Below are 23,482 nucleotides of genomic sequence, written 5' to 3'. Positions count from 1 at the left end.
TTGGGACCGTTACGCTGCTTACCTATGATGATTTCGGCAATGCCTTTCAGTGCGCTGTCTTCGTGATATACCTCATCACGGTAGATGAACATGATCAAGTCCGCATCCTGCTCGATGGCACCGGATTCACGCAAGTCCGAGTTAACCGGGCGCTTATCGGCACGCTGCTCCAGCGAGCGGTTAAGCTGAGACAGCGCCACCACAGGCACATTCAGCTCTTTCGCCAGGGCTTTGAGCGAGCGGGAGATCTCGGCAATTTCCAGCGTACGGTTATCCTGCAAGCCAGGCACCCGCATCAGCTGAAGGTAGTCGACCATGATCATGCTAAGACCACCATGTTCACGGGCAATACGGCGGGCACGCGAGCGGACATCTGTCGGGGTCAGGCCAGAACTGTCATCGATGTACATGTTCTTCTTTTCCATCAGTATGCCCATGGTCGACGAAATACGCGCCCAGTCTTCATCGTCCAGCTGTCCGGTACGGATCTTGGTCTGGTCCACCCGCGACAGCGAGGCCAGCATACGCATCATGATTTGTTCGGCGGGCATCTCCAGTGAGAAAATCAGCACAGGTTTTTCCTGCTCCATCGCCGCGTTTTCACACAGGTTCATCGCAAAGGTCGTTTTACCCATGGACGGACGGGCTGCCACTATGATCAGATCCGAGCCCTGCAGGCCTGCGGTTTTCTTATTCAGATCGGTAAAGCCGGTCGAGACTCCGGTGACACCATCCTGAGGCGACTGATACAGCAGTTCGATACGTTCCAGGGTTTTTTCCAGTATGGTATCGACATTCTGCGGGCCTTCATTTTCATTGGTACGCTGCTCGGCAATGGCAAACACTTTGCTTTCTGCCATATCGAGCAGATCGACGCTGGTTCGGCCCTGAGGGTCATAACCGGCATCGGCAATCTCGTTGGCGACCCCTATCATGTCACGGATCAGCGCACGCTCCCTGACAATCTCAGCATAGGCGGTAATATTGGCCGCAGAAGGGGTGTTCTTGGCTAACTCGGCCAGGTAGGCAAAGCCACCGACATCATCAAGCTGATCATGCAGCTCAAGACGTTCTGACAGGGTGATCAGATCCAGCGGCTGACCGGATTCCAGCAACCCGGCGGCAGACTCAAAAATCATCCGGTGCGGACGGCTGTAAAAATCACGCGCGACCACTTTTTCTGCAACGCTGTCCCAGCGCTCATTATCCAGCAGCAGGCCGCCAAGCACTGACTGCTCTGCCTCCAGCGAATGAGGCGGCATTTTGAGCGCATCCATCTGAGTGTCTTTGGGACGATTGGGTTTACTTTTCTCTGCCATAACCACTTGCACGTTTGACCTGAATCCGGCCTGTTAGTATACCTGAACATTCCTGCGAGCTGGCAGCCATCCAGACAAAAAAGACCCGGTAAAAGCTGCGCTGCCCAATCTTACGGCACTTCAGCAAAATTTATGTCTAATAGCGCAACATCCTGACGATCATCTGACATTATTCAGCTACACTGCGCCGCCTACACCTTTTCTGCACTTTTTTGTGTAAGCCGTCGTTTCTTGTGTCTGTAGTTGGGAGGGCACGTGGCAAATAAATGCATACTGCTTCCTGTGCTGACATCCGGCCTGCTCATGATGGCTGAGGCCAGTGCAGACGAAGTGCCAGAGCTCCCGCCGATCACCTCGCCCTGGTCCAGTGAACTGGAGCTGGGATACCAGTCGCTTTCCGGCAACTCGAATACCAAATCGCTCAATACCCGGCTGGGACTGACCTATGTCAAAGATCAGTTTCGTCAGCAGGTCGAAGCCAAATACCTGCTGGCAGAAGAAGACGGTGAGGAAGAAAAACGCAAAGGCCAGCTCGAATTGCAGAGCGACTTCATCATCAATGAGCGGGCGTATGTACTGGGCAATACCAGCTATATCGACGACAAATACGGCCCCTACTTCAGGGATTTCACCCTGGCAACCGGTATCGGCTACCGGGTTATCCGGCTGGAAAACATGATGATGGAAATAGAAGCCGGCCCGGGTTACCGCCATCAGGAACCCAACATCGACGAAATTGACGATGACGACATCATAGTGCCTGAAACCGTCGATGAGCTGATCCTGCGTGGCAGTACCCGCTGGATCTGGAAACCGTCCAAAGATGTCGAGCTGAATGTCCGGCTGACAGGCATAGCCGGTAACAGTAACAGCACGCTGGAAACCCAGGTGTCTCTCACCAGTGCTATCTCAGAACATATCGCCATCAAGCTCAGCAACACTCAGAAGTTCAACAGCTGGGTACCGGACGGCCTGCAAAAGCGCGACGGCACCATGACAATCAACCTGCTATTTCATTACTGATCAGCGTTATTACTGAGCTGCGCCATCCTGCTGACAGCCTTTCTCCGGACATAAAAAAACCAGCCCTGAGGCTGGTTTTTTCGCAGAAGTGCCGATGCTGATTACTCAGCAGCAACAACTTCCAGCTTAACTGTTGCAAATACGTCAGAGTGCAGCTGCAGGCTGATCTCATATTCGCCAGTCGTGCGCAGAGCACCTTCTGGCAGACGTACTTCGCTTTTCGCTACTTCAACGCCAGCAGCAGTTACTGCATCAGCGATATCACGAGTACCGATTGAACCGAACAGTTTGCCTTCGTCACCCGCTTTAGAAGCAATAACGACAGCTTCCAGAGCGTTAACTTTCTCAGCGCGAGCTTGAGCAGCAGTCAGTTGCTCTGCAACTTTTGCTTCCAGTTCAGCACGACGAGTTTCAAACATTTCAACGTTAGATTTGGTAGCCATAACTGCTTTACCCTGAGGGATCAGGAAGTTACGAGCATAACCAGCTTTAACGCTTACCTGATCACCAAGGCTGCCCAGGTTACCGATTTTATCAAGTAGAATAACTTGCATTATCTTGTCCTCTTAAACTTAATTAAACCGGGCCTATTACTGATGCTTGTCAGTATATGGCAGCAGAGCCAGGTAACGTGAACGCTTGATAGCGCGAGCCAGCTGACGCTGGTACTTAGCGCGAGTACCTGTGATACGGCTTGGTACGATTTTACCAGCTTCAGTGATGTAGTTTTTCAGAGTGGCTACATCTTTGTAGTCAATCTCTTGTACGCCTTCTGCAGTAAAACGGCAGAACTTACGACGACGGAAGAAACGTGCCATGGGCTTATCTCCTGAACTAAATTTTTTCAATATGATCGGCATGCAACACTAACTTACCTATGCCATTCCGGCCGGTTTGCCACGAGATAAATCCCCCGGCTTTAATGTTGCTTCCGACAGCTAAATCATGAGTGAGTAATTGCTGACCTTTACCGCTGACCACCACGTTGATGTAACAATACACCTGCCGGGTTAAGTCCGCTTCCACCTGGTTGGAACGATGCTCAAGCACAAAATGGCAATGAGGAACGCCCGCCGGGGACTGGCTTCGTTTGGGATGCTTGGCAACAGTGCCAGACAGCTCCAGACGATTGGTCATTCAATAATTACTCAGCGTCGGCCATGTGACCTTCAGATTGTGCATCAGCACGATCTTCACGACGTGGGGCACGCTCTTCTTTAGCCTTCATCATTGGAGATGGCTCAGTGATAGCGCCTTTAGTGCGCATGATCATGTTACGGATCACAGCATCGTTAAAGCGGAAGCTTGACTCCAGCTCGTCAACCACAGACTGCTCAGCTTCAACGTTCATCAGAACGTAGTGTGCTTTGTGCAGTTTGTTGATTGGGTAAGCCAGTTGACGACGACCCCAATCTTCCAGACGGTGGATTTGACCGCCAGAATCTTTGATAGCACCAGTGTAACGCTCGACCATGCCAGCAACTTGCTCGCTTTGATCAGGGTGCACCATAAATACGATTTCGTAATGACGCATGGGTTGCTCCTTACGGATTATTCAGCTTCCCTGTTCAGCTCGGTTATCCTGGGGAAGCAAGGAACGAAAAAATAAAACCGAGAATTTAGGCGCGAGATAGTACAGAATTACACCGCTCAGCGCAACTAAAAGAACAGTGATATCGCCCTGTGCTGGCGTTTATTTTCACCGCAGACAGAAATGCCACCCGAGCGGATGGCATTTGATTTGATTTTGCAGCTCTTTTTGTTTTAGCCCTGACGCTGGCGCACTGCTTCAAACAGGCAGATACCCGTTGCAACCGACACATTCAGGCTGGAGACAGTGCCCGCCATCGGGATCTTAATCAGATCATCACAGGTCTCGCGGGTCAGACGACGCATCCCTTCACCTTCCGCGCCCATCACTATGGCCAGCGGCCCGGTCAGTTTGCTTTGATAGAGGTCATGAGTCGCTTCACCGGCGGTGCCGACAATCCAAATCCCTTTGTCTTGCAAGGCACGCATAGTGCGGGCCAGATTGGTCACCCGAATCAGCGGCACCACTTCAGCAGCGCCACAGGCCACTTTAGACGCGGTTGCGTTCAACTGGGCGGCCCTGTCTTTCGGCACGATAATCGCCACCACACCGGCGGCATCGGCATTACGCAGACACGCGCCCAGGTTATGCGGATCGGTCACGCCATCCAGTATCAGCAACAACGGATTGTCTTTGCCTTCAAGCAGGTCATCCAGATCCTGTTCATTGTACTGTTTACCCGGTTTTACCCGCGCCACAATACCCTGATGGCTGCCGCCGTCGGCTTTATCGTCCAGTGCCTTACGGCCGGTCTGCTGGATAGTCACCCCTAATCGCTGCAATTCGTTCAGCAGCGGCAATACACGCTCGTCCTGACGCCCTTTCAGCACAAAGACTTCAATGAAGCGTGCCGGGTCGGAACCCAGCACAGCGCTGACGGCATGAATGCCGAAAATCATATCATTACGCATTACTTAGTCTTCTTCGCCGCTCGTTCTTTCTTACCGGCCCGCGGCTTGCGCGCCTTGACCGATTTCTTTTTTGCCTTGTCTTTTTTCTTGCCTTTTTTGCCTTTCTTGTCGTCTTCGCTGCCAGGCTTGGCGATGACGCCGGCTTTCAGCTGCTGACGGACAGAAGTGCGTTCTTTCTTCGCTTCCGCTTTGTGCTCCTGCTGCGCTTCACCGTTTTCAACGCGGTACGCTTTCAGGTTCTGACGCTGCAAGCCTTCTGCTTTGCGCATCCGTTGCTGCTTCTCACGGGTTTGCGCAGTTTTACCCGGCCGGCGGGCCTTTCTGCCGCCGCCCACCAGTTCAAAATCAATCTGGCGGTCGTTGAGGTTAATCGCCGCGACTTTCACCTGAACCGTATCACCCAGACGGTAAATTTTGCCGGAGGCATCCCCCACCAGGCGCTGACCGATAGGATCGAACTGGTAGTAATCGTTATCAAGATTTGAGATGTGCACCAGGCCGTCAATATTAAGCTCATTGAGGCGGACAAAGAAGCCAAAGCCCGTCACATTGGCAATCACGCCTTCAAACTCATCACCGACATGGTCCTGCATGTACTCACATTTCAGCCAGTCAGCCACATCACGCGTGGCATCATCGGCACGACGCTCTGTCATTGAGCATTGCTCGCCCAGCACATCCATATCATCAAAGGAATAGTGGTAGCCGCCGGTCGGCGTCCAGCGATCTTTATTGGTGCCGTTCTCTTTGGCAATCAGATATTTGATAGCACGATGCAGAGCCAGATCAGGATAGCGGCGGATCGGTGAAGTAAAGTGCGCATACGAGTTCAGCGCCAGGCCAAAGTGTCCCAGGTTCTCCGCCTGATACACCGCCTGCTTCATAGAACGCAACAGCATGGTCTGGATCAGTTCTTTGTCCGGACGATTCTGGATCGCCGCGGCCAGATGGGCATAATCACTCGGGGCTGGCTCCAGACCACCGGTCAGATTCAGACCCAGCTCACCGAGGAAATCCCGGAAGCCTGTCAGGCGCTCTTCGCCCGGGGTATCGTGCACCCGGTACAGCGCCGGCTCTTTGGCTTTTTCCACCAGCTTGGCGGAAGCCACATTGGCCATGATCATACATTCTTCGATGATCTTGTGGGCATCGTTACGCTCTGACGGCACAATACGGTCAATCTTACGATCCGCATTGAAAATGAACTGGGTTTCCAGCGTTTCAAACTCAATAGCACCGCGCTGTTCACGCGCAAGCTTGAGCACTTTGTACATGCTGTACAGCTCTTCCAGGTGCGGCACCAAAGGCGCATAACGCTGGCGCAGATCCTCATCCCCTTCCAGCATCTTGCTGACTTTGGTGTACGTCAGACGGGCATGGGAGTTCATCACAGCTTCGTAATGCCGGTAGCCGGACAGTTTACCGGCCGCCGAAATGGTCATCTCACAGACCATGCACAGGCGGTCAACCTGAGGGTTGAGCGAGCACAGGCCGTTCGACAGCACTTCAGGCAACATCGGGATCACCTGTGCCGGGAAGTAAACCGAGTTACCACGGTTTATCGCTTCTTTATCCAGCGCGCTGTCAGGACGCACATAGTAGCTGACATCGGCGATCGCCACCCATAAACGCCAGCCACCGGATTTTTTCTTTTCACAGAACACAGCGTCATCGAAGTCACGGGCGTCTTCACCGTCGATAGTTACCAGCGGCAAATCCCGCAGATCAACACGGCCTTTCTTGGCCTCTTCCGGCACTTCTTCTTTCAGTGTCGCGACCTGCTTCTCAACCTCTGCCGGCCAGACATGGGGAATATCGTAGGTACGCAGGGCAATTTCAATTTCCATGCCCGGTGCCATATTCTCGCCCAACACTTCCACAATTTTACCGACAGCATTGTACTGACGGGTGGCGCGCTGGGTGATTTCCACCACCACTACGTTACCCATGCGGGCACCCTGGCGCACTTCCTGAGGGATCACGATATCCTGCGAAATTCGTGAATCATCCGGTACGACAAAGCCCATACCGTCTTCAATAAAATAACGGCCGACAATCTGGCCGCTGTATTCCTGCAGCACACGGACAATCCGCCCTTCACGGCGGCCGCGTTTATCGACGCCAGCCACCTGAACCAGAACGTAATCACCATGGATAACACCGCGCATCTGATGAGACGGCAACAGCAGGTCATCTTGACGGGCCATGCCGCTGCCTTCAGGGCGCACAAAGCCAAAGCCGTCTTTATGGCCGATGACATGGCCTTTAATCAAATCCAGCCTTTCCGGCAGTGCGTAACACTGACGGCGGGTGTACACCAGCTGGCCGTCGCGCTCCATGGCGCGCAATCGGCGGCGAAGGCCTTCATACTGGTCTTCGCCCTGCAATTTCAGCTCGGTAAACAGCTGATCGCGATTAACAGGTGTACTAAAGCCGCGAACCACTTCCAGAATGAATTCACGGCTTGGGATTGGGTTTTCGTAATTTTGAGCTTCCCGCTCGCGGAAAGGATCGACGGGTAAATCAGTTGTACCTTTGGACATAAAATAATCCGTATTGGCAGCCAGATACCCTAAGTATATCCCTGCCATCAATAATTAGTTGGGAGCAGGTCAAATTCCGCTCCAATAAATGAAGATAATATCTGCGTGTGAATCAGTCGCTTACACGCTTGTTTTGTGAGCCTGCCTGTCTCCGGCAGCTCAAGCAACGCGACAAGTTAAATGCCGCTCAGATCACATTCTAAGCGCTAACTGCCTGAAAAGATACCGCAGGCCAAAAATCACCAGGGTAAGAGGGAGGTTACCAGAAGCTCTCTCGTCGCTTCGCGCGAGCAATCACATTGGAAGGCATACGCAGCTCTAAATTGCGGCGTAACTGAGTAATCTTTCTGTGGGTGCGGCCGTCAGCCGTGACGGACTGGTACAGCCAGCGATAAGCATCTTCGTAATCCAGCGGGCTGCCATAGTCATTGAGCAGCAACTCAGCGAGCTGAATGCGTGCTGCCAGATGGCCCATCGCCGCCGCTTCACGCAAATAAGGAATCGCACGTTCCCGATCCTGCTGCACCAGTGTGCCCCTGGCATAATAACGGCCCAGCTGTTCCAGCGCCGAAGGCAGACCCTGGCGAGCCGCGGTTTCCATGTAATAGAGACCCAGTTCAACGTCACGCTGCACACACACGCCCCAAGCCAGCATGTCGCCATACAGAAACTGATACGCCGGCAGCTCAACACGCTCTGCCCGTACTTCAATATCCTGTACCAACTGGCACTCATCGGCTTTCACGCGCTGTAACTGCTGGTTGCTCTCAAACAGATGGATCAGTTCCGCCTCTGAATACAAAGGCACAGCATCCCCAACATCTGTAATCGCTTTAACCGGCATCGCCGCCATTAAAGCTGAAAGCACTATTGCACGCAGAACCATTCCGCTCTCTCTTTACATTGAAACATTACGACTGGACTCAGCCACATTTCTTCGCTGAAAACGATAAAAAATCCGGCGGTATGAACCTTATCGACCAGAGGCAAACAGACTTTAGCCAAAATTTCAGAAAGCGAACAACAAAAAGCCAACCCTAAGGTTGGCTTTTGAGCATCAGGTCAAATCGCTCAGCAATCAGCTTGCGTAAGGATGAACTTTGATGATGGTTTCGTTACGATCAGGGCCGGTTGAGATCAGATCGACAGGTACACCTGTCAGCTCTTCCAGACGCGCGATGTAATTCAGTGCCGCCTGCGGCAACTCTTCCAGTGTTTTCACACCGAAGGTGGTCTCAGTCCAGCCTGGCATAGTTTCGTAGATAGGCTCTACGTTTTCGAATGCATCAGCCGCCATTGGAGACACAGTCAGGATCTTGCCATCCGGCAGTTTGTAACCGGTACAGATCTTGATTTCTTCCAGACCATCCAGAACATCCAGCTTGGTCAGACAGAAACCGGACACTGAGTTGATTTGCACGGCACGGCGCATTGCAACGGCATCAAACCAGCCACAACGACGCTTACGGCCTGTGGTTGCACCAAACTCGTTACCTTTCACACCCAGGTGCTCACCAACTGCGTCATCAAGCTCAGTCGGGAACGGGCCTGCACCAACACGTGTGCAGTAGGCTTTGGCGATACCCAGAATGTAACCCAGGTAGCGAGGACCGAAACCAGAACCGGCAGCAACACCACCCGCGGTAGTGTTAGAAGAAGTCACATACGGGTAAGTACCGTGGTCGATGTCCAGCAGCGTGCCTTGTGCACCTTCGAACATGATCTTGTCGCCACGCTTGCGTGCGTCATCCAGCTCCTGGGTTACATCAATAACCATAGATGTCAGGATGTCCGCCTGAGCCAGCACAGTTTCCAGTACTTCTTCGTAGCTTACAGGCTCAACATTGTAATAATGCTCCAGCTGGAAGTTATGGTAAGCCATCACTTCCTTAAGCTTCTCGGCAAATGCCTCTTTATCGAACAAATCGCCAACACGCAGACCGCGACGAGCAACTTTATCTTCATAGGCAGGACCGATACCACGGCCAGTCGTACCGATTGCTTTCTTACCACGAGCCAGTTCACGAGCCTGGTCCAGCGCAATATGATACGGAAGAATTAGCGGACAAGCTTCTGACAGGTATAAACGCTCACGAACTGGAATACCACGCGCTTCCAGTGGCTCCATTTCTTTCAGCAGAGCATCTGGAGAAAGGACAACACCGTTACCGATAATGCATTTCACGTTGTTACGCAGGATGCCTGAAGGGATTAAGTGCAGGACAGTTTTTTCACCATCTATGACAAGGGTGTGACCTGCGTTGTGACCGCCCTGGTAGCGAACCACATATTGTGCATCTTCAGTCAGCAGATCAACGATCTTGCCCTTACCTTCGTCACCCCACTGGGTGCCGAGAACGACTACATTGTTTGCCATCTTTCTTCGTCTATCAGTAGTTAAAAATGGATTCTAGCACCTTACAAATTTGCTTGCAGTCATTTTTTGACCATGACCCAGAAAATCGAAAGGCAGGCTTCACGAATACCCTACGTCAGGATTTACAGCTGGGTGAACATGATATAAGCAATAACGCTGCCAGCGACGACTAAACACCCCCCTATACGGCGCAATGTCTGATCATCCTGACGGCTTAACTGACTGATCAGTTCGCGCCAGCCTCTGGGTGCCAGTAATGGCCCCAAGCCTTCCAGAATCAGGACCAGCCCGACGGCCAGCCAGAATGTTTGACTCATCGTTTTACCCCGCTCTCGACTCATAATCTCCAGGTCTCAGACAAAAAAAAGACAAGGCCAGCGCCTTGTCTTTTTTGTCAGCACTGAACCCTCTTAGTTCAGGCCGTCAGACCCTTTCATGTATTTGAAGAAATCACTATTTGGATCAACCACCAGTATATCCTGCTTGGAACTGAAGCTGTTTTCGTACGCTTTCAAAGAACGCAGGAAGTTATAAAACTCCGGATCTTTGTTAAACGCAGTCGCATAGATATCTGCAGCTTTCGCTTCGGCATCACCGCGCTGGATGCGGGCAATACGTTCTGCTTCTGAAATAATCTTGGCGACTTCCAGCTCAGACTGAGCACGGATAACCTCGGCTTTTTCACGGCCCTGAGAACGGTGCTTACGCGCAACCGATTCACGTTCGGCACGCATACGGCGATAGATAGACTCGCTGATCTCATCCGGCAGGTTGATTTTCTTCATCCGGAAATCAACCACTTCGATACCAAGGTCACGGGCACTGATCTGAGTTTCAGCCAGTACATCTGCCATGATCTTGTCACGCTCGCCTTCCAGCTCTCGCTTGGGGGCCACTTCCTGTACAATTTCAGACGCAATGGCCACGCTTTCATCAACGGGAGCAGCAGCGCCGGCATCCACGTTGTTGCCGCGATCCGGACCAGACACTATCTGTTTGATCTCTTTGGCACCGATCTGAGCACGCAGACTGTCGACAACCTTACGTTTCAGCAGCCCTTCCGCCGTTGCGGTATTACCGCCACCTGTGGTCAGGTAATACTGACCGAAGTCCTGAATACGCCACTTCACATAGGTGTCGATGATCACGTCTTTTTTCTCAGAAGTGACAAAACGGTCAGCCTGATCATCCATGGTCTGAATACGGGCATCCAGTTTACGCACACGGTCAAATACCGGTACTTTAAAGTGCAGGCCCGGCTCATACACACGTGTCATGTTGCTAACGTCATCTTTAATGATTCGACCGAAACGAACCACAATACCACGCTCGCCCTCTTTGACGACGAAGACGGACATCAACACCAGAGCGATGAGAATGACTACGAGCGGGATAATTAACTTACGCATAATTAATATCTCCCCTGACGACCAGAGTCAGCACGCGGTGCCGCTGGAGTAGGATTCGCATTTTCCGTCTTCTCCAGCTCAATACCGTACGAGCTGGATGGGCTCATTTGCTGCTTACTGTCTTCAGACTGATTCATCAGCTTGTCCAACGGCAGATACAACAGATTGCCACCAGATTTCGAGTCCACCATCACTTTGCTGGTGTTGGAGTAAACGCGTTCCATGGTGTCCAGATACAAGCGATTACGGGTTACTTCTTTCGCTACATTGTACTCAGGTAACAGTTTCTCGAATTGAGCCACTTCACCCAGTGCGCCGTTAACCACTTTCTCGGTATAACCTTCCGCTTCTTTCTTCAGACGCTCAGCACGACCTGTCGCTTTCGGCAGAATATCGTTGCTGTAGGCTTCCGCTTCGCGCACAAAGCGCTCCTCATCCTCACGGGCCGCAATCGCATCATCAAATGCATCTTTCACGGCTTCCGGCGGACGGGCTGACTGGAAGTTCACGTCCACCACCAGAATACCCATGTCATATTTATCGGTAATCTTATCGATATCCGTCTGGGTATTGGCACGAATGGTCTGACGGCCACGGGTCAGGGCTTCATCCATAGTGGAGTCACCGATCACCGCACGCAGTGCAGAATCCGTCGCCTGGCGCAGACTGTCGTCCGCATTGGTCACACTGAACAGATACTTCTGTGCATCAGACACCCTGTACTGCACTTCCATTTCAACTCTCAGTACGTTTTCATCCTTCGTCAGCATCAGACCTGAGCTGCGCAGAGAACGAATCGCCTGTACGTTGACCAGCTCAACATCATCGATGAAGGTAGGTTTCCAGTTCAGACCAGGATCGACCATTTCATAGAATTTACCAAACCGAAGTACGACGCCACGCTCAGCTTCGCCAACAGTGTAAAACCCAGAAAATCCCCAAATCGCAGCCGCGATAACAGCAATGACACCTAAGCCGACAGCACCGCCGCCGCTCGAAGGTCCACGCTTATTCCCAAAAATACCACCAAACTTACGACTCAGTTTTGCAAACACTTCATCGAGATCAGGCGGCCCTTGTTCACGACCACCACGATTATTGTTCCCCCAAGGGTCCTTATCGCGGCCACCGTTGTTTCCAGGCTCATTCCACGCCATTATAGAACTCCATCAATATGATATGACGACAGTTTTTATTACTCTAGCAGTCCATCAGGCAAGGATAAAGTCATCCAGCCCCTGGTGCTCTCTTTTTTGCAGTCGAGCCCATTCTGCGATGGGTAAACGTACATCCAGTATCAGGTTACCATTTTCTTCATACTCTTCCCTGACAATCGCCCCAAGCTGATAAAACTTGCTCCGGAAACGACCTATCACTGCCGGCGGCAGGCGCAGAGTATGGGTGACCATAGTCCCGGACAGCCGTTCCGTCAGTGCCGTGAAGAGCAAATCAATACCGGTTCCTTCACGGGCAGAAACCCAGACCCGCTGTGGAATACCGTCTTCGTCGCGCTCAATACGCGGCTCAGCCTCTTCCAGGTTGTCGATCTTATTCATGACCACCAATACCGGGACATCACTGGCATCGATCTCTTCCAGTACCGTGTTGACCGCATCGATATTTTCCCGATAACGCTCATCACTGGCATCCACCACATGTAACAACAACGCGGCTTCCTGGGTTTCTTTCAGTGTCGCTTTAAACGCAGCCACCAGATCATGAGGAAGATGGCGGATAAATCCGACCGTATCGGCCAGGATACTGGTTCCCACATCCTCCACATCGATTTTGCGCAATGTCGGATCCAAGGTGGCGAACAGCTGATCCGCGGCATACACCCCGGCATCCGTCACCCGGTTAAACAGGGTAGACTTACCGGCGTTGGTATAACCGACTAACGAAATTGTCGGAATATCTGCCCGGCTTCTTGCTCGGCGGCCCTGATCCCGCTGTTTGGATACCTTATCCAAACGGCGCAGAATCGCCTTGATCCTCTCGCGCAGTAAACGACGGTCAGTTTCAAGCTGAGTTTCACCCGGTCCGCGCAGACCTATCCCGCCTTTCTGTCGTTCAAGGTGGGTCCAGCCGCGGATCAAACGGGTAGAAATATGACGTAACTGCGCCAGCTCGACTTGCAGCTTACCCTCATGGGTACGCGCACGCTGAGCGAAGATATCCAAGATCAATCCGGTTCTGTCCAGAACCCGGCATTTGCACAGCCGCTCCAGGTTTCGCTCCTGGGCAGGCGAGAGTGAATGGTTAAAAATGACGATCTCGGCGTTTTCCGCCCTGACCGCATCGGCAATTTCCTGTGCTTTACCTTCTCCCACGTAATACTTAGGGTGGGGAGACTGTCGGCTGCCTGTAATCACACGCAGCTTATTGACTCCCGCCGAGGAGACCAGCATTTCAAACTCGCTGAGATCTTCCCATTCCCCTTCTTGCGTGAAGTTGATATGAACAAGAATTGCCTGTTCACCGGCTTCATAACGGTCAAACAAGCAATCAACTCCTTATCGAAGAATATTATTCTTCTGTTTTTTCCTGGCCACGTTCTGTTGTCGGACGATCACCTGAATGGTGATGATTGACCGGGCGAGCCGGCACGACAGTAGAAATAGCGTGCTTGTACACCATTTGGTTGACAGTGTTTTTCAGCAGGATAACGAACTGGTCAAATGACTCAATCTGTCCCTGGAGCTTAATACCATTGACCAAGTAAATAGAAACCGGGATTCTTTCACGACGCAGCGCATTCAAAAACGGGTCTTGTAGAGATTGCCCCTTAGCCATTCTTTCTTTTCCTTATTTGTTTGTAGTTGTATGTTTCAATGAACAAAAAAACAATACGCAAAGCAGAGATGAGTATACACGTTAATCAAACCTCACGGCTAACGGAGTTTGTGACTGTTTGTAACGCTTTCTCTACATCACTGCTATCCAACCAAGTCAGCGCTTTCCAGCTGCGAAGCCAGGTAATTTGCCGCTTGGCTAACTGACGGGTTGCACAGATTCCGCGAAAAACCGCGTCATCCAAGGTGCAATTTCCGTCAAAGTAATCCCACATCTGTCGGTATCCAACACAGCGCACTGACGGGAGATCAGGATGCAGATCCCCCCGCTCATACAAGGCTCGAACTTCCTGTTCAAAGCCTGCTTTGATCATCTTGTCAAAGCGCTGTTCGATCCTCTGATGCAGAATAGCCCTATCCATGGGTGTTATCGCAAATTGGTGTACCTGGTAAGGTAATGTTTCCCCCTGCGTTTGGGTCAACTCAGTTAAAGTTTTACCTGAAATTCGGAAAACTTCCAATGCCCGCGACAATCGTTGTGGATCATTTGGATGGATCCGTGTCGCAGAGACGGGATCAATTTGTTGCAATTCTTCATGTAAAGCCAGCCAACCCTGCTCCCGGGCTTGCTGCTCAATCTCAGCACGAATAGCCGGATCAGCCTGCGGCAGTGGCGAAAGCCCCTCCAGCAAGGCCTTAAAGTAGAGCATAGTGCCGCCAACCAATAATGGAATGCGACCAGCCGCCACGATATCTGCCATTTCTTTTAGGGCATCTTCACGAAAATCGGCGGCTGAATAACTTTGTGACGGATCACGAATATCGATCAGCCGATGCGGCGCCTGAGCCAGCTCAGCGGCATCCGGCTTCGCGGTACCGATATCCATATCACGGTAAATCAGTGCAGAGTCGACACTGATGAGTTCAACAGGCAGCTGCTGACGCAAACGGATTGCCAGGTCGGTTTTTCCCGACGCGGTAGGCCCCATCAGAAAAATGGCCTGTGGAAGAGATTTAGTCATGTTTAAACGCTTCTAATGCCGGCTGCAAATCGACCGGACGCAGCAACCGGGAATAATAAGATTCCAGGGTACTCCCCCAGAGTTGTTCGAGCTCACCCAGCAAAGTGATGGCCTGAGACAGGCTGAAGCGTTCACTGTGAGCCGACAGTTCGGCGGAGAGCCAATCCAGCAAAGCTTCCCAGTAATCAGCATGACTCAGTTGTTCCCCGGCCTCTGACAGCGTGCTGAGCTGCGCCAGTAACGCCGGGATCAGCACTTGCAGGTTCTGTTGGCGAAGCGGCAGGCTCACCGCCAGGATCACCAGTTTATCCTGCCCTTTTGCCCGGATCTGGATACCCAGTTTCTGCAATACCGCGCTGTGCTGGCCAGCACTTTGGCTTAACAGCTGTGTGGTTGGGATCACCAGCGGGATCAGCAATGGCTGAGGTTTAAGGCCGTCATGACGGGCAAATTGCAACTGCCCTTTGATGCGCAGCTGATCTGCCTCTGTGAGCGATAACAAAGCCACATCGGCACCATGACTGACCAGCAGATAACGCTCAGCAATCACGGTCAGCGCTTTCCCCAGTCCGTGCTCCGGCTGGCTGTTGAGAACCGGATCGCGTTTGACCGGTTCCGGCGTTTCACGCCAGGCATGGGCAGGTGGCGTATTCTGCGGCTGGCGTGGCATCTGTTCAGGTTCTGCCGAGGCGACCTGTGTCTGCATCAATGCCTGATAGGCCGCGACTTCCGCTTTGGAAGGCGCTTCTCCGCCATACTGACGAGGCGAATGGCTCCGGGTACTGGCAGCAGGACGGGACGACGCCGAGGCAACAGTGGCCCTCTCCTGCTCCGAACGACCGGCCGAGCGGGCTGAGGTAACAGACTCATCGCTCTGTCGCCATTCTTTTGCCGGCGCTTGTCGCGGATAGGCCGGGGTATTGGCAATGGCATCCAGAGCGTTGGAAGAAGGGGCGCGCGAGCTATCGCCGTCTTGTGCCAGATCCGGCTGCCTGCTGAGCGGCGCCGGCTCTTTGATCTGGTAAGCATCCTGCTGGGCGGCATCGCCGCGGGCCGATGCTCGTTCTGGTGCCGAGTACAGGCTGGTTTCAGCTCCACTCTGCTGCAATGCACTTTGCACACCCTGATAGATAAAATCATGCACCAGACGGGCATGATGAAAGCGTACTTCATGCTTGGCCGGGTGAACGTTAACATCCACCTGGTGCGGGTCGACCTCAATGAACAGCACGTAAGCCGCGTACTGCTCTGCGGCCAGGGCGCCTTCAAAGGCCTGACGGATAGCATGATTGATCAGCTTATCCTTCATCATCCGGCCATTGACATAGCAGTACTGAATATCGTTCTGTGCCCGCGCCCCTTGCGGGGTGCAGATCCAGCCTGACAGACGCAGATCGCCGTGACCCAGCTCCAGTGACAGCGCATGTTGCAGAAAACCCTGCCCGCACACGGCGGCCAGCCGGCGCTCTTTTTGCGCCTGTGTCTCTGCCGCACGGTACTGGCGGATCAGTTTGCCGTTGTGGCGCAGCAGTATACTGGCGTCGAACCGGCTCAGTGCAATGCGCTTGAGCAGTTCATCAATATGGGCAAATTCGGTTTTTTCGGTACGGAGAAATTTACGCCGAGCCGGGGTATTGAAAAACAGATCCAGCACTTCCACTGTCGTCCCGACCGGGTGAGCGGCCGGTTTAAGCTGCACCGTCATGTCACGCCCTTCAGCATAGGCCGACCAGGCTTCCGGCTGCGCATCGGTACGGGATGTCAGCGTCAGACGGGATACCGAGCTGATACTCGCCAGTGCCTCGCCTCTGAAACCCAGGCTGGCGATCGCTTCCAGATCATCCAGCGTGGTGATTTTTGACGTGGCGTGACGGCTGAGCGCGAGTTGCAGCTCTTCTTTCACTATTCCGACTCCGTTATCACGGATGCGAATGGTGCGGCTGCCGCCTTTATCAATGTCGATTTCAATACGGGTTGCGCCAGCATCCAGACTGTTTTCCACCAGCTCTTTCACCACAGAAGCAGGGCGTTCCACTACTTCACCAGCGGCGATCTGGTTAGCCAGCCTGGCCGGTAATATCTGAATGGGCATAATCAGGTCTGCAATTAAGTGCTTGGAATTTTAAGTTTCTGGCCCACCGCCAGTGTATCTGAGCTTAGCTGATTCGCTTGCCGGATACTACTGACGCTGACCCCATAATGGGTTGCAATTTTACCGAGGAATTCACCGCGGCGTACCGTATGCTCAACCAGCTTGCGCTGAACCGGAATGTTCAGCTTCTGGCCGACGGCCAGTTCATCGGAGCGCAAAGCGTTAGCCTGCCGAATACTGTCGACTGTCACTTTATACCGGCTGGCGATCTTACCCAAAAATTCGCCCCGCTGCACGGTATGCACCACAGTGCTGTGCGTGATACTGGCCACGGCGGCACTGCTGTTGGTGGTGCCGCTGCTGTGGCTGGCCGTTTTACCGGCCGGAATGCGCAGTATCTGGCCCACTTTCACCACATTGGATGACAGCTGATTCATCTGACGGATGGCCTGGACAGACGAGTTGTATTTATCGGCGATCACGCTCAATGACTCGCCGCTGGCGACTTTGTGCTTAATACCGTGCTTGCGGGCGGCAAATAAGGTCCCTTCCGGTGGTTTATCATTGAAATAAGCCAGCACTCCCTTATACACCGCCTCTGAGAGTTTGTTCTGGTGGCTGGTGCTGTTGAGCAAGCGCTCCTCGCGCGGATTGGTAATAAATCCGGTTTCAACCAGCAAGGAAGGAATATCCGGCGATTTCAGCACCGCCAGACTGGCATGCTCGGGTTTTGACTTATGCAGCTTAGTCACTTTGGCCATTTCGTTCAGCACCCGGCTGGCAACGTCATAGCCTTCTTTTTGCGAATGGCTGAACTGCAAATCCAGCACCGCCATACTCAGGTACTGATCATCCTGACCGCCGGACAGCACATCGCCACCGCCCAGCAATTCAGACTGCTTCTCGTGCTGTTCGAGCCAGCGGCCGATTTCGGTATTGGCGCGGCGGGTATTCAATACCCAGACAGACGCCCCTTGCGGCTGCGGCTTGTGAAAGCCGTCCGCATGGATGGAAACCAGTAAATGCGCTTTGTTCTTGCGGGCGATTTCGGAGCGCTTGTTCAGATTGACGAAGTAATCCCCGCGGCGGGTCATAACCGCTTTCATGCCAGGTGTGGCGTTAATGCGATCCGCCACCTTGCGGGCAATGGTCAAAGTGACATTTTTTTCATATTTCCGGCTCGGGCCGATAGAGCCGGGGTCTTCGCCACCATGGCCGGCATCAATAGCCACGATAATGTCTTCGTTGCCGTAAGGCAGATGAATGCTGTCGACCGCTTTTGCCTTGCTGCCCGTGCCCGCCGATTTGACAGTTTCGGTTTTGGCGGCATGTGGCAGATCCAGCACCAGACGGTGACTGTAGTGACCATCCGGAGTCGGTGGCAGTTTGAAAATCTTGGGGGATGTGGTGGCGCGGGTTTCAAACACCAGACGGGATGTCCCGGTTTCCGGCGGGCTGCTGCTGCGAATTTTCGTCAACACATCGCTGTCTTTGACCACCACAGGTAATGACGATTTCAACGAAGTATCCTTCAGATCAATCACCAGACGATCAGGTTTAGTCAGCGTAAAGTAGGTAAAAGTCGGCTCTTCCTCCATGTCCAGCACCACCCGGGTTTCATCCGGGGCTGGCCAGACACGAATTCCTTCTACTTCATTGGCCAGAACTGAGCCGCTCGCTATCCCGGCAAGAAAAACCGTCAAAGAAAAACTTCTGCGCCACCCCATTGAATCAACTCTGCTCCAGTTTCTTTAACAATGCCATCCCGTAGCCGTTGTTTGCCGTCACTTCAACCTGACGGTGCTGATCTACGTAGCGAAGTTCAATATCCAGATCCGGCCCCGGCAATAATCCGGTGCCTTTTTCCGGCCATTCGACCAGACAGATGGCATCCGGGGTGAAATAGTCACGGATGCCCATAAACTCCAGCTCTTCCGGATCGGCCAGACGGTAAAGATCAAAATGGTAAACCTGCCAGGGCGGCAGTTCATAAGGTTCCACCAGGGTATAGGTCGGGCTTTTTACATTACCCTGATGACCCAGCGCACGGATAAAGCCCCGGCAAAAGGTCGTTTTACCTGCACCTAAATCACCGTGAAGGTAAATCGTCGTCTGCCGCTCACAGGCCTGAGCCAGTTGTTGACCAAAAGCCACCGTTGCCGCTTCATCGGCCAACACAATATTCAATGTCTGCATTGTTGTCGTTATCTTTATCTTAGATTTATCAATTGTCGAATATACGCAAAGAGATCACCGGCCAGCAAGCCGCGTTCCCCTGACTCTGCCGCCAGATCGGCTGCCCGGCTGTGAATCCACACACCAGCCCGGCTCGCTTGCGATAGCGTCAGCCCCTGCGCCAGCAGTCCACCAATCAGTCCTGCCAGCACATCCCCCATTCCACCCGTCGCCATGCCGGGATTTCCGGCCAGACAGACATAATGCTGCCGGCCATCATACACCACAGTGCCGGCTCCTTTCAGTACTACGACCCCGCCATAACGCCGCTGGATCTGTTCTGCGGCGGCAAAACGATCGGCTTCGACCTCTGCAACGGTCAGATTGAGTAATCGGGCGGCCTCACCAGGATGAGGCGTCAAAATGCGGTTCTCTTTATAGTCTGGTGTCTGAGCCAATAAGTTCAATCCATCGGCATCCAATACCAGTGACTGATCCTGTCGCACCACACTGTGGCTGGCATAGAGCGCTTTTCCCCATGCGCGCTGACCAAGACCTGGACCTAATACTACAACATCGGCCCAGCCAATTCGGTTGCTGAGCTGTTGATTAGCCTGGCCAAGCCCCCATTGCCAGCCCTGAGCCATTATCTCAGGACGCGCAGCGACAATTGCCAGCACATTGTCAGTATGTGTGACGGCTGCCGTCAGGCCTGCGCCAGTTCTGGCACAGGCTTCAGATGCCAGACGAATCGCACCGCCCATGCCCTGATCGCCTCCCAGACACAGCACCCGGCCGTAACTGCCCTTATGGGCTGTCCGCGAGCGCGGAGGCAGCATGGCGGCGATATCATCTTGCTGTATCACTCTGGCACTGGCCGGTTGCAGCTGCTCCAGCACCTCAGCAACGCCCAGCCCGGCAAAGATTAACTCCCCCCGGTACAAGGCGGCCTGCCCGGTCAGCAATCCTCTTTTCATGCCAATAAAGGTGACTGTCTGCCAGGCTTTTACCGTCTCACCCAAAATCTGGCCGGTATCGGCACACAAGCCCGACGGAATATCCACGGAAATGACAGGCTTAGCAGCGGCGTTGAGCGTTGTTATCAGTGCGGCAGCATTATCACGCACGGCACCGGACAACCCGGTCCCCAGGATAGCATCGACAATCACATCAACCGCTGCATCAATATGTGGCTTCGGGGGGTCTATCTTGCCACCGCAGGCCAGCCAGGCATCCCGGGCCAGCGCCGCATCGCCCTGTAAACGGGAAGCCTCCCCCAACTGCCACAGCGTGACTGTTAGCCCGTGTTCACGTGCCAGACGGGCAACCACATAGCCGTCGCCGCCATTGTTACCACCGCCACAACACACCAGCACATGTTTTGCCGCGGAATGGCAATGCTGAAGGCACTCAAACACTGCCAACCCCGCGTTTTCCATTAACTGATACATAGGCCAGCCCAGCTTTTGTGCCGCCTGTTTCTCACCCTCTCGCACCTGCGCGGCCCGAAAAGCGGAGCTGGGTAACGACGTTTCTGTCATGTCGGCACGACTTCCTTCGCTTTGCGTCTGCTTATCAAAGCACACCATACTGGGCATATACTTTAAAATAGTGCCGAAAAGCGTTTCCGGGCACAACAATCAGTGCCGTATTTTTCGCCATCGACGATTATTTTTCACTGTGCGAACTGTGCTACACTCCGGCCCCCAATTCATCCATCAGACGGCAGCCACATCATGCTCGACTATCAACAGCTCGCTAACGACATAAAACAATGGGGTAAAGACCTGGGTTTTCAGCATGTCGGTATCTGCGATGTTGACTTGTCGAAGCACGAGGCGCAGCTACAACGCTGGCTGGATGCTGGCTATCACGGAGAGATGGACTGGATGGCTCGTCATGGCATGATGCGGGCCCGTCCGGCGGAATTATTGCCCGGAACGATCAGAGTCATCAGTGTCAGGATGAACTACCTGCCACCGGAAGCCGGCTTTGCCCAGACCCTGAAACAACCCGAAAAAGCCTATATCAGCCGTTATGCCCTCGGCCGCGATTACCATAAGCTGGTCCGTAACCGCCTCAAACAGCTGGGCCAGAAAATCGAGCAGGTTACCGGTGCTTTGGGCTACCGGCCTTTTGTCGATTCAGCGCCTATCCTGGAGCGCCCGCTCGCGGAAAAAGCCGGATTAGGCTGGACGGGCAAGCATTCCCTCATATTAAGTGAGGACGCAGGTTCCTGGTTCTTTCTCGGTGAGCTTCTGATTGATTTGCCATTGCCCACAGATGAGCCCGTAGACAATCAATGCGGTAAGTGTGTGGCCTGCATCACCAGTTGCCCGACTCAGGCCATTGTCGCTGACGGCGTGGTCGATGCGCGCCGCTGTATCTCCTACCTGACCATAGAGCTGGACGGTCCTATTCCGGAAGAATTCCGCGAAGCCATGGGTAACCGGATTTACGGCTGCGATGACTGCCAACTGGTGTGCCCCTACAACCGGGAGTCGGCGATCACGGATGAACAGGATTACCACTGCCGGCCGCAACTCTATCAGCAAGATCTGCTGACATTATTCAACTGGGACGAAGCCACGTTCTTGAAAAACACCGAAGGCTCGCCCATTCGGCGCATCGGCCATCTCAAGTGGCTACGCAATCTCAGTGTCGCTATTGGTAATGCTCCCTACACTCCGGCACTGCTTAACGCCTTGATTGAACGTAAAGGGTTGGACAGTATGCTGGATGAACACCTTGACTGGTCAATCCATCGTCAAATAGCCAGGCGGGATGAAGCCCGTGTGGATGTCGTAGCCAATAAAACCAAGCGGCTGATCCGTATCGTCGAAAAAGGACTTCCCCGAGACGCCTGAAACCAGTACCGCGCGTCACCTTCGTTTGCGGGTGATTCACGGGCTACAAAACGCGATCCCGATCAGCCTTTTTTGTATGTGGAAAACAATTTCATTTGCACCATTTTGGTTATGAACACTGGTTATTAAGCACAAGCTGAAGCTGTTTGATTTAAGAATGTTATTCACCATGATCATTATATGATCACCCTGTTCACAACTTTGAAATCACTGCAATTAAAGACATAAAAAACAACAAGTTAAACAATCAATAAAATATTAATATTCTGTTGATAATGGGGATATTTATTTAAATGCACAGAGTTATGCACAGATAGACAGCACAACTAATCAACCGACTTATCCACAAAGCAAATGATGTGGATAACTCTGTGCATTAGATGATGCAAATGCAGAATTTAGTTTGGATAGCAGCAGACCCAAGCGTATACACACTTATGTGCTCTGGGGCTGATTTGACGTGCAGACAAGATTGTAGTGTAGCCTATGTTGGCTAAACAACATTGACTGTCATCATTGATGGTCGCCAATACTTCTCAGTATGGGAGTACAGAGCATCTTATTCTCAGACAAAAAAACAACCTTTCGGCTGTCTTAACTGATTTGGGATGATGTTGGTTTCAGCTCACTGATACTTATGTAAGCTTGAGGTGGTCTGGACGTTGTCCTATAGAACCTCGCGAGGCAAAGCTCTGACCTCAAAGACTATTACTTCACAGTAATGGTTGTGTGATTCTACAGCTTTCAATGTACTAAGCTGTGATCTTCCTATCAAGTAGGAAATTTGGAGCGACACACGAGGTTCCTGATCTTCAAGGAACCGGGCGTGACCTCAACCTTGGCAAGGTTGCGCTCTACCCACTGTTCGAGTGTCACATCAATTATCATCGTTAGTACGATGACAATCGCTTTTGCAAGCTGAAAATCTGGAGCGACACACGAGGTTCGAACTCGTGACCTCAACCTTGGCAAGGTTGCGCTCTACCAACTGAGCTAGTGTCGCATATTTTCTTAAAAAAGAAAATTGGTTGCGGGGGCTGGATTTGAACCAACGACCTTCGGGTTATGAGCCCGACGAGCTACCAAGCTGCTCCACCCCGCGTCCGTATTGTTTCACCGTCAGGTACGATGACAACCGCTTTTCTTCAAGCAAAGAAAGCTGGAGCGACACACGAGGTTCGAACTCGTGACCTCAACCTTGGCAAGGTTGCGCTCTACCAACTGAGCTAGTGTCGCATCATTTTTCACCGTCAGGTACGATGACAACCGCTTTTGCAAGCTAAGAATCTGGAGCGACACACGAGGTTCGAACTCGTGACCTCAACCTTGGCAAGGTTGCGCTCTACCAACTGAGCTAGTGT

21 protein-coding genes and 4 tRNA genes are annotated in these 23,482 nt (G+C 52.7%); 2 read left to right on the top strand and 23 right to left on the bottom strand.

Annotation, left to right across the window (positions count from 1 at the left end):
- Positions 1-1,319, bottom strand: a 1,319-nt coding sequence (locus tag P0Y67_RS19105; RefSeq protein ID WP_342393160.1) for a replicative DNA helicase, incomplete at its 3' end; no start/stop codon positions are given.
- Between the two features lie 255 nt (positions 1,320-1,574).
- On the opposite strand from P0Y67_RS19105, the gene P0Y67_RS19100 reads away from it, so the two are divergent.
- Positions 1,575-2,342, top strand: a complete 768-nt coding sequence (locus P0Y67_RS19100) for a DUF481 domain-containing protein (RefSeq protein ID WP_342393159.1) — start codon at positions 1,575-1,577, stop codon at positions 2,340-2,342.
- A 101-nt stretch (positions 2,343-2,443) separates the two neighbouring features.
- Here P0Y67_RS19100 and rplI read toward each other — a convergent pair whose 3' ends face one another.
- From rplI to P0Y67_RS19010, 18 genes are all read right to left on the bottom strand, one after another.
- Complete coding sequence (gene rplI / locus P0Y67_RS19095; RefSeq protein ID WP_192017359.1) at positions 2,444-2,896, bottom strand: 50S ribosomal protein L9; 453 nt, start codon at positions 2,894-2,896, stop codon at positions 2,444-2,446.
- A 36-nt stretch (positions 2,897-2,932) separates the two neighbouring features.
- On the bottom strand, positions 2,933-3,160 hold the full coding sequence (rpsR, locus tag P0Y67_RS19090; RefSeq protein WP_002539422.1) for a 30S ribosomal protein S18: 228 nt from the start codon (positions 3,158-3,160) through the stop codon (positions 2,933-2,935).
- A 16-nt stretch (positions 3,161-3,176) separates the two neighbouring features.
- Positions 3,177-3,479 carry a primosomal replication protein N gene (gene priB / locus P0Y67_RS19085; RefSeq protein WP_027254047.1) on the bottom strand — a complete coding sequence of 101 codons (303 nt, stop codon included), beginning with the start codon at positions 3,477-3,479 and terminating at the stop codon, positions 3,177-3,179.
- A 7-nt stretch (positions 3,480-3,486) separates the two neighbouring features.
- Entirely contained in the window at positions 3,487-3,876 is a 390-nt protein-coding gene (rpsF, locus tag P0Y67_RS19080; protein ID WP_337112244.1) for a 30S ribosomal protein S6, read from the bottom strand.
- 230 nt (positions 3,877-4,106) lie between these two features.
- Positions 4,107-4,844: a 23S rRNA (guanosine(2251)-2'-O)-methyltransferase RlmB gene (gene rlmB, locus P0Y67_RS19075; RefSeq protein ID WP_337112245.1), complete on the bottom strand. Its 738-nt coding sequence runs from the start codon at positions 4,842-4,844 to the stop codon at positions 4,107-4,109.
- Positions 4,844-7,387, bottom strand: coding sequence for a ribonuclease R (gene rnr, locus P0Y67_RS19070; RefSeq protein WP_342393158.1), 2,544 nt, complete (start codon positions 7,385-7,387; stop codon positions 4,844-4,846). Before rnr ends, rlmB begins: the two co-directional genes overlap by 1 nt.
- A gap of 259 nt (positions 7,388-7,646) precedes the next feature.
- Positions 7,647-8,273, bottom strand: coding sequence for a flagellar protein MotX (motX, locus tag P0Y67_RS19065; RefSeq protein ID WP_342393157.1), 627 nt, complete (start codon positions 8,271-8,273; stop codon positions 7,647-7,649).
- Between the two features lie 192 nt (positions 8,274-8,465).
- Positions 8,466-9,764 (bottom strand): adenylosuccinate synthase, encoded by a 1,299-nt coding sequence (locus P0Y67_RS19060; RefSeq protein WP_337112249.1) that lies wholly within the window; start codon positions 9,762-9,764, stop codon positions 8,466-8,468.
- Positions 9,765-9,886: 122 nt separating this feature from the next.
- A complete protein-coding gene (locus P0Y67_RS19055) occupies positions 9,887-10,081 on the bottom strand; it encodes a DUF2065 domain-containing protein (RefSeq protein ID WP_342393156.1) in 195 nt (64 codons plus the stop codon).
- Between the two features lie 93 nt (positions 10,082-10,174).
- Positions 10,175-11,173 (bottom strand): protease modulator HflC, encoded by a 999-nt coding sequence (gene hflC, locus P0Y67_RS19050; protein ID WP_192017352.1) that lies wholly within the window; start codon positions 11,171-11,173, stop codon positions 10,175-10,177.
- A gap of 2 nt (positions 11,174-11,175) precedes the next feature.
- Positions 11,176-12,330 carry an FtsH protease activity modulator HflK gene (gene hflK / locus P0Y67_RS19045; protein ID WP_342393155.1) on the bottom strand — a complete coding sequence of 385 codons (1,155 nt, stop codon included), beginning with the start codon at positions 12,328-12,330 and terminating at the stop codon, positions 11,176-11,178.
- Positions 12,331-12,384: 54 nt separating this feature from the next.
- Entirely contained in the window at positions 12,385-13,674 is a 1,290-nt protein-coding gene (gene hflX, locus P0Y67_RS19040; RefSeq protein WP_342393154.1) for a ribosome rescue GTPase HflX, read from the bottom strand.
- Between the two features lie 25 nt (positions 13,675-13,699).
- The gene (gene hfq, locus P0Y67_RS19035; RefSeq protein WP_027254057.1) at positions 13,700-13,966 is read right to left on the bottom strand and encodes an RNA chaperone Hfq; all 267 of its coding nucleotides are present in this window, start codon (positions 13,964-13,966) and stop codon (positions 13,700-13,702) included.
- 85 nt (positions 13,967-14,051) lie between these two features.
- The gene (gene miaA / locus P0Y67_RS19030) at positions 14,052-14,987 is read right to left on the bottom strand and encodes a tRNA (adenosine(37)-N6)-dimethylallyltransferase MiaA (protein ID WP_342393153.1); all 936 of its coding nucleotides are present in this window, start codon (positions 14,985-14,987) and stop codon (positions 14,052-14,054) included.
- Positions 14,980-17,079 (bottom strand): DNA mismatch repair endonuclease MutL, encoded by a 2,100-nt coding sequence (mutL, locus tag P0Y67_RS19025; protein ID WP_342393152.1) that lies wholly within the window; start codon positions 17,077-17,079, stop codon positions 14,980-14,982. The genes miaA and mutL overlap by 8 nt, the downstream gene beginning before the upstream one ends.
- A 14-nt stretch (positions 17,080-17,093) precedes the next feature.
- Positions 17,094-18,806, bottom strand: coding sequence for an N-acetylmuramoyl-L-alanine amidase (locus P0Y67_RS19020; RefSeq protein ID WP_446728857.1), 1,713 nt, complete (start codon positions 18,804-18,806; stop codon positions 17,094-17,096).
- Positions 18,807-18,810: 4 nt separating this feature from the next.
- Positions 18,811-19,275 carry a tRNA (adenosine(37)-N6)-threonylcarbamoyltransferase complex ATPase subunit type 1 TsaE gene (tsaE, locus tag P0Y67_RS19015; RefSeq protein WP_342393150.1) on the bottom strand — a complete coding sequence of 155 codons (465 nt, stop codon included), beginning with the start codon at positions 19,273-19,275 and terminating at the stop codon, positions 18,811-18,813.
- A gap of 14 nt (positions 19,276-19,289) precedes the next feature.
- The gene (locus tag P0Y67_RS19010) at positions 19,290-20,795 is read right to left on the bottom strand and encodes an NAD(P)H-hydrate dehydratase (RefSeq protein ID WP_342393149.1); all 1,506 of its coding nucleotides are present in this window, start codon (positions 20,793-20,795) and stop codon (positions 19,290-19,292) included.
- A gap of 195 nt (positions 20,796-20,990) precedes the next feature.
- On the opposite strand from P0Y67_RS19010, the gene queG reads away from it, so the two are divergent.
- On the top strand, positions 20,991-22,121 hold the full coding sequence (queG, locus tag P0Y67_RS19005) for a tRNA epoxyqueuosine(34) reductase QueG (RefSeq protein ID WP_342393148.1): 1,131 nt from the start codon (positions 20,991-20,993) through the stop codon (positions 22,119-22,121).
- A 785-nt stretch (positions 22,122-22,906) separates the two neighbouring features.
- Here queG and P0Y67_RS19000 read toward each other — a convergent pair.
- The 4 genes from P0Y67_RS19000 to P0Y67_RS18985 all read right to left on the bottom strand — a co-directional run bounded on the left by P0Y67_RS19000 (position 22,907) and on the right by P0Y67_RS18985 (position 23,357).
- Positions 22,907-22,997: transfer RNA gene (locus P0Y67_RS19000), tRNA-Gly, on the bottom strand.
- A gap of 51 nt (positions 22,998-23,048) precedes the next feature.
- A tRNA-Gly gene (locus P0Y67_RS18995) sits at positions 23,049-23,124 on the bottom strand.
- A 22-nt stretch (positions 23,125-23,146) separates the two neighbouring features.
- Positions 23,147-23,223, bottom strand: a tRNA-Met gene (locus P0Y67_RS18990).
- A 58-nt stretch (positions 23,224-23,281) separates the two neighbouring features.
- Positions 23,282-23,357 (bottom strand) — tRNA-Gly (locus P0Y67_RS18985).
- Positions 23,358-23,482 lie beyond the last annotated feature (125 nt).

The sequence above is a fragment of the Photobacterium sp. SP02 genome, from assembly GCF_038519165.1.
Taxonomy (GTDB): domain Bacteria; phylum Pseudomonadota; class Gammaproteobacteria; order Enterobacterales; family Vibrionaceae; genus Photobacterium; species Photobacterium halotolerans.
Note: the sequence above shows the minus strand (reverse complement) of the source record. Positions and strands in the feature narration are given on the sequence as shown.

Coding starts and splice junctions, on each gene's coding strand:
- hflK (WP_342393155.1), bottom strand. CDS start 12,330: ATGGCGTGGAATGAGCCTGGAAACAACGGTGGCCGCGATAAGGACCCT.
- P0Y67_RS19010 (WP_342393149.1), bottom strand. CDS start 20,795: ATGACAGAAACGTCGTTACCCAGCTCCGCTTTTCGGGCCGCGCAGGTG.
- rpsF (WP_337112244.1), bottom strand. CDS start 3,876: ATGCGTCATTACGAAATCGTATTTATGGTGCACCCTGATCAAAGCGAG.
- queG (WP_342393148.1), top strand. CDS start 20,991: ATGCTCGACTATCAACAGCTCGCTAACGACATAAAACAATGGGGTAAA.
- rnr (WP_342393158.1), bottom strand. CDS start 7,387: ATGTCCAAAGGTACAACTGATTTACCCGTCGATCCTTTCCGCGAGCGG.
- tsaE (WP_342393150.1), bottom strand. CDS start 19,275: ATGCAGACATTGAATATTGTGTTGGCCGATGAAGCGGCAACGGTGGCT.
- hflC (WP_192017352.1), bottom strand. CDS start 11,173: ATGCGTAAGTTAATTATCCCGCTCGTAGTCATTCTCATCGCTCTGGTG.
- rlmB (WP_337112245.1), bottom strand. CDS start 4,844: ATGCGTAATGATATGATTTTCGGCATTCATGCCGTCAGCGCTGTGCTG.
- P0Y67_RS19020 (WP_446728857.1), bottom strand. CDS start 18,806: ATGGGGTGGCGCAGAAGTTTTTCTTTGACGGTTTTTCTTGCCGGGATA.
- P0Y67_RS19055 (WP_342393156.1), bottom strand. CDS start 10,081: ATGAGTCAAACATTCTGGCTGGCCGTCGGGCTGGTCCTGATTCTGGAA.
- rplI (WP_192017359.1), bottom strand. CDS start 2,896: ATGCAAGTTATTCTACTTGATAAAATCGGTAACCTGGGCAGCCTTGGT.
- P0Y67_RS19060 (WP_337112249.1), bottom strand. CDS start 9,764: ATGGCAAACAATGTAGTCGTTCTCGGCACCCAGTGGGGTGACGAAGGT.
- miaA (WP_342393153.1), bottom strand. CDS start 14,987: ATGACTAAATCTCTTCCACAGGCCATTTTTCTGATGGGGCCTACCGCG.
- priB (WP_027254047.1), bottom strand. CDS start 3,479: ATGACCAATCGTCTGGAGCTGTCTGGCACTGTTGCCAAGCATCCCAAA.
- hfq (WP_027254057.1), bottom strand. CDS start 13,966: ATGGCTAAGGGGCAATCTCTACAAGACCCGTTTTTGAATGCGCTGCGT.
- mutL (WP_342393152.1), bottom strand. CDS start 17,079: ATGCCCATTCAGATATTACCGGCCAGGCTGGCTAACCAGATCGCCGCT.
- motX (WP_342393157.1), bottom strand. CDS start 8,273: ATGGTTCTGCGTGCAATAGTGCTTTCAGCTTTAATGGCGGCGATGCCG.
- rpsR (WP_002539422.1), bottom strand. CDS start 3,160: ATGGCACGTTTCTTCCGTCGTCGTAAGTTCTGCCGTTTTACTGCAGAA.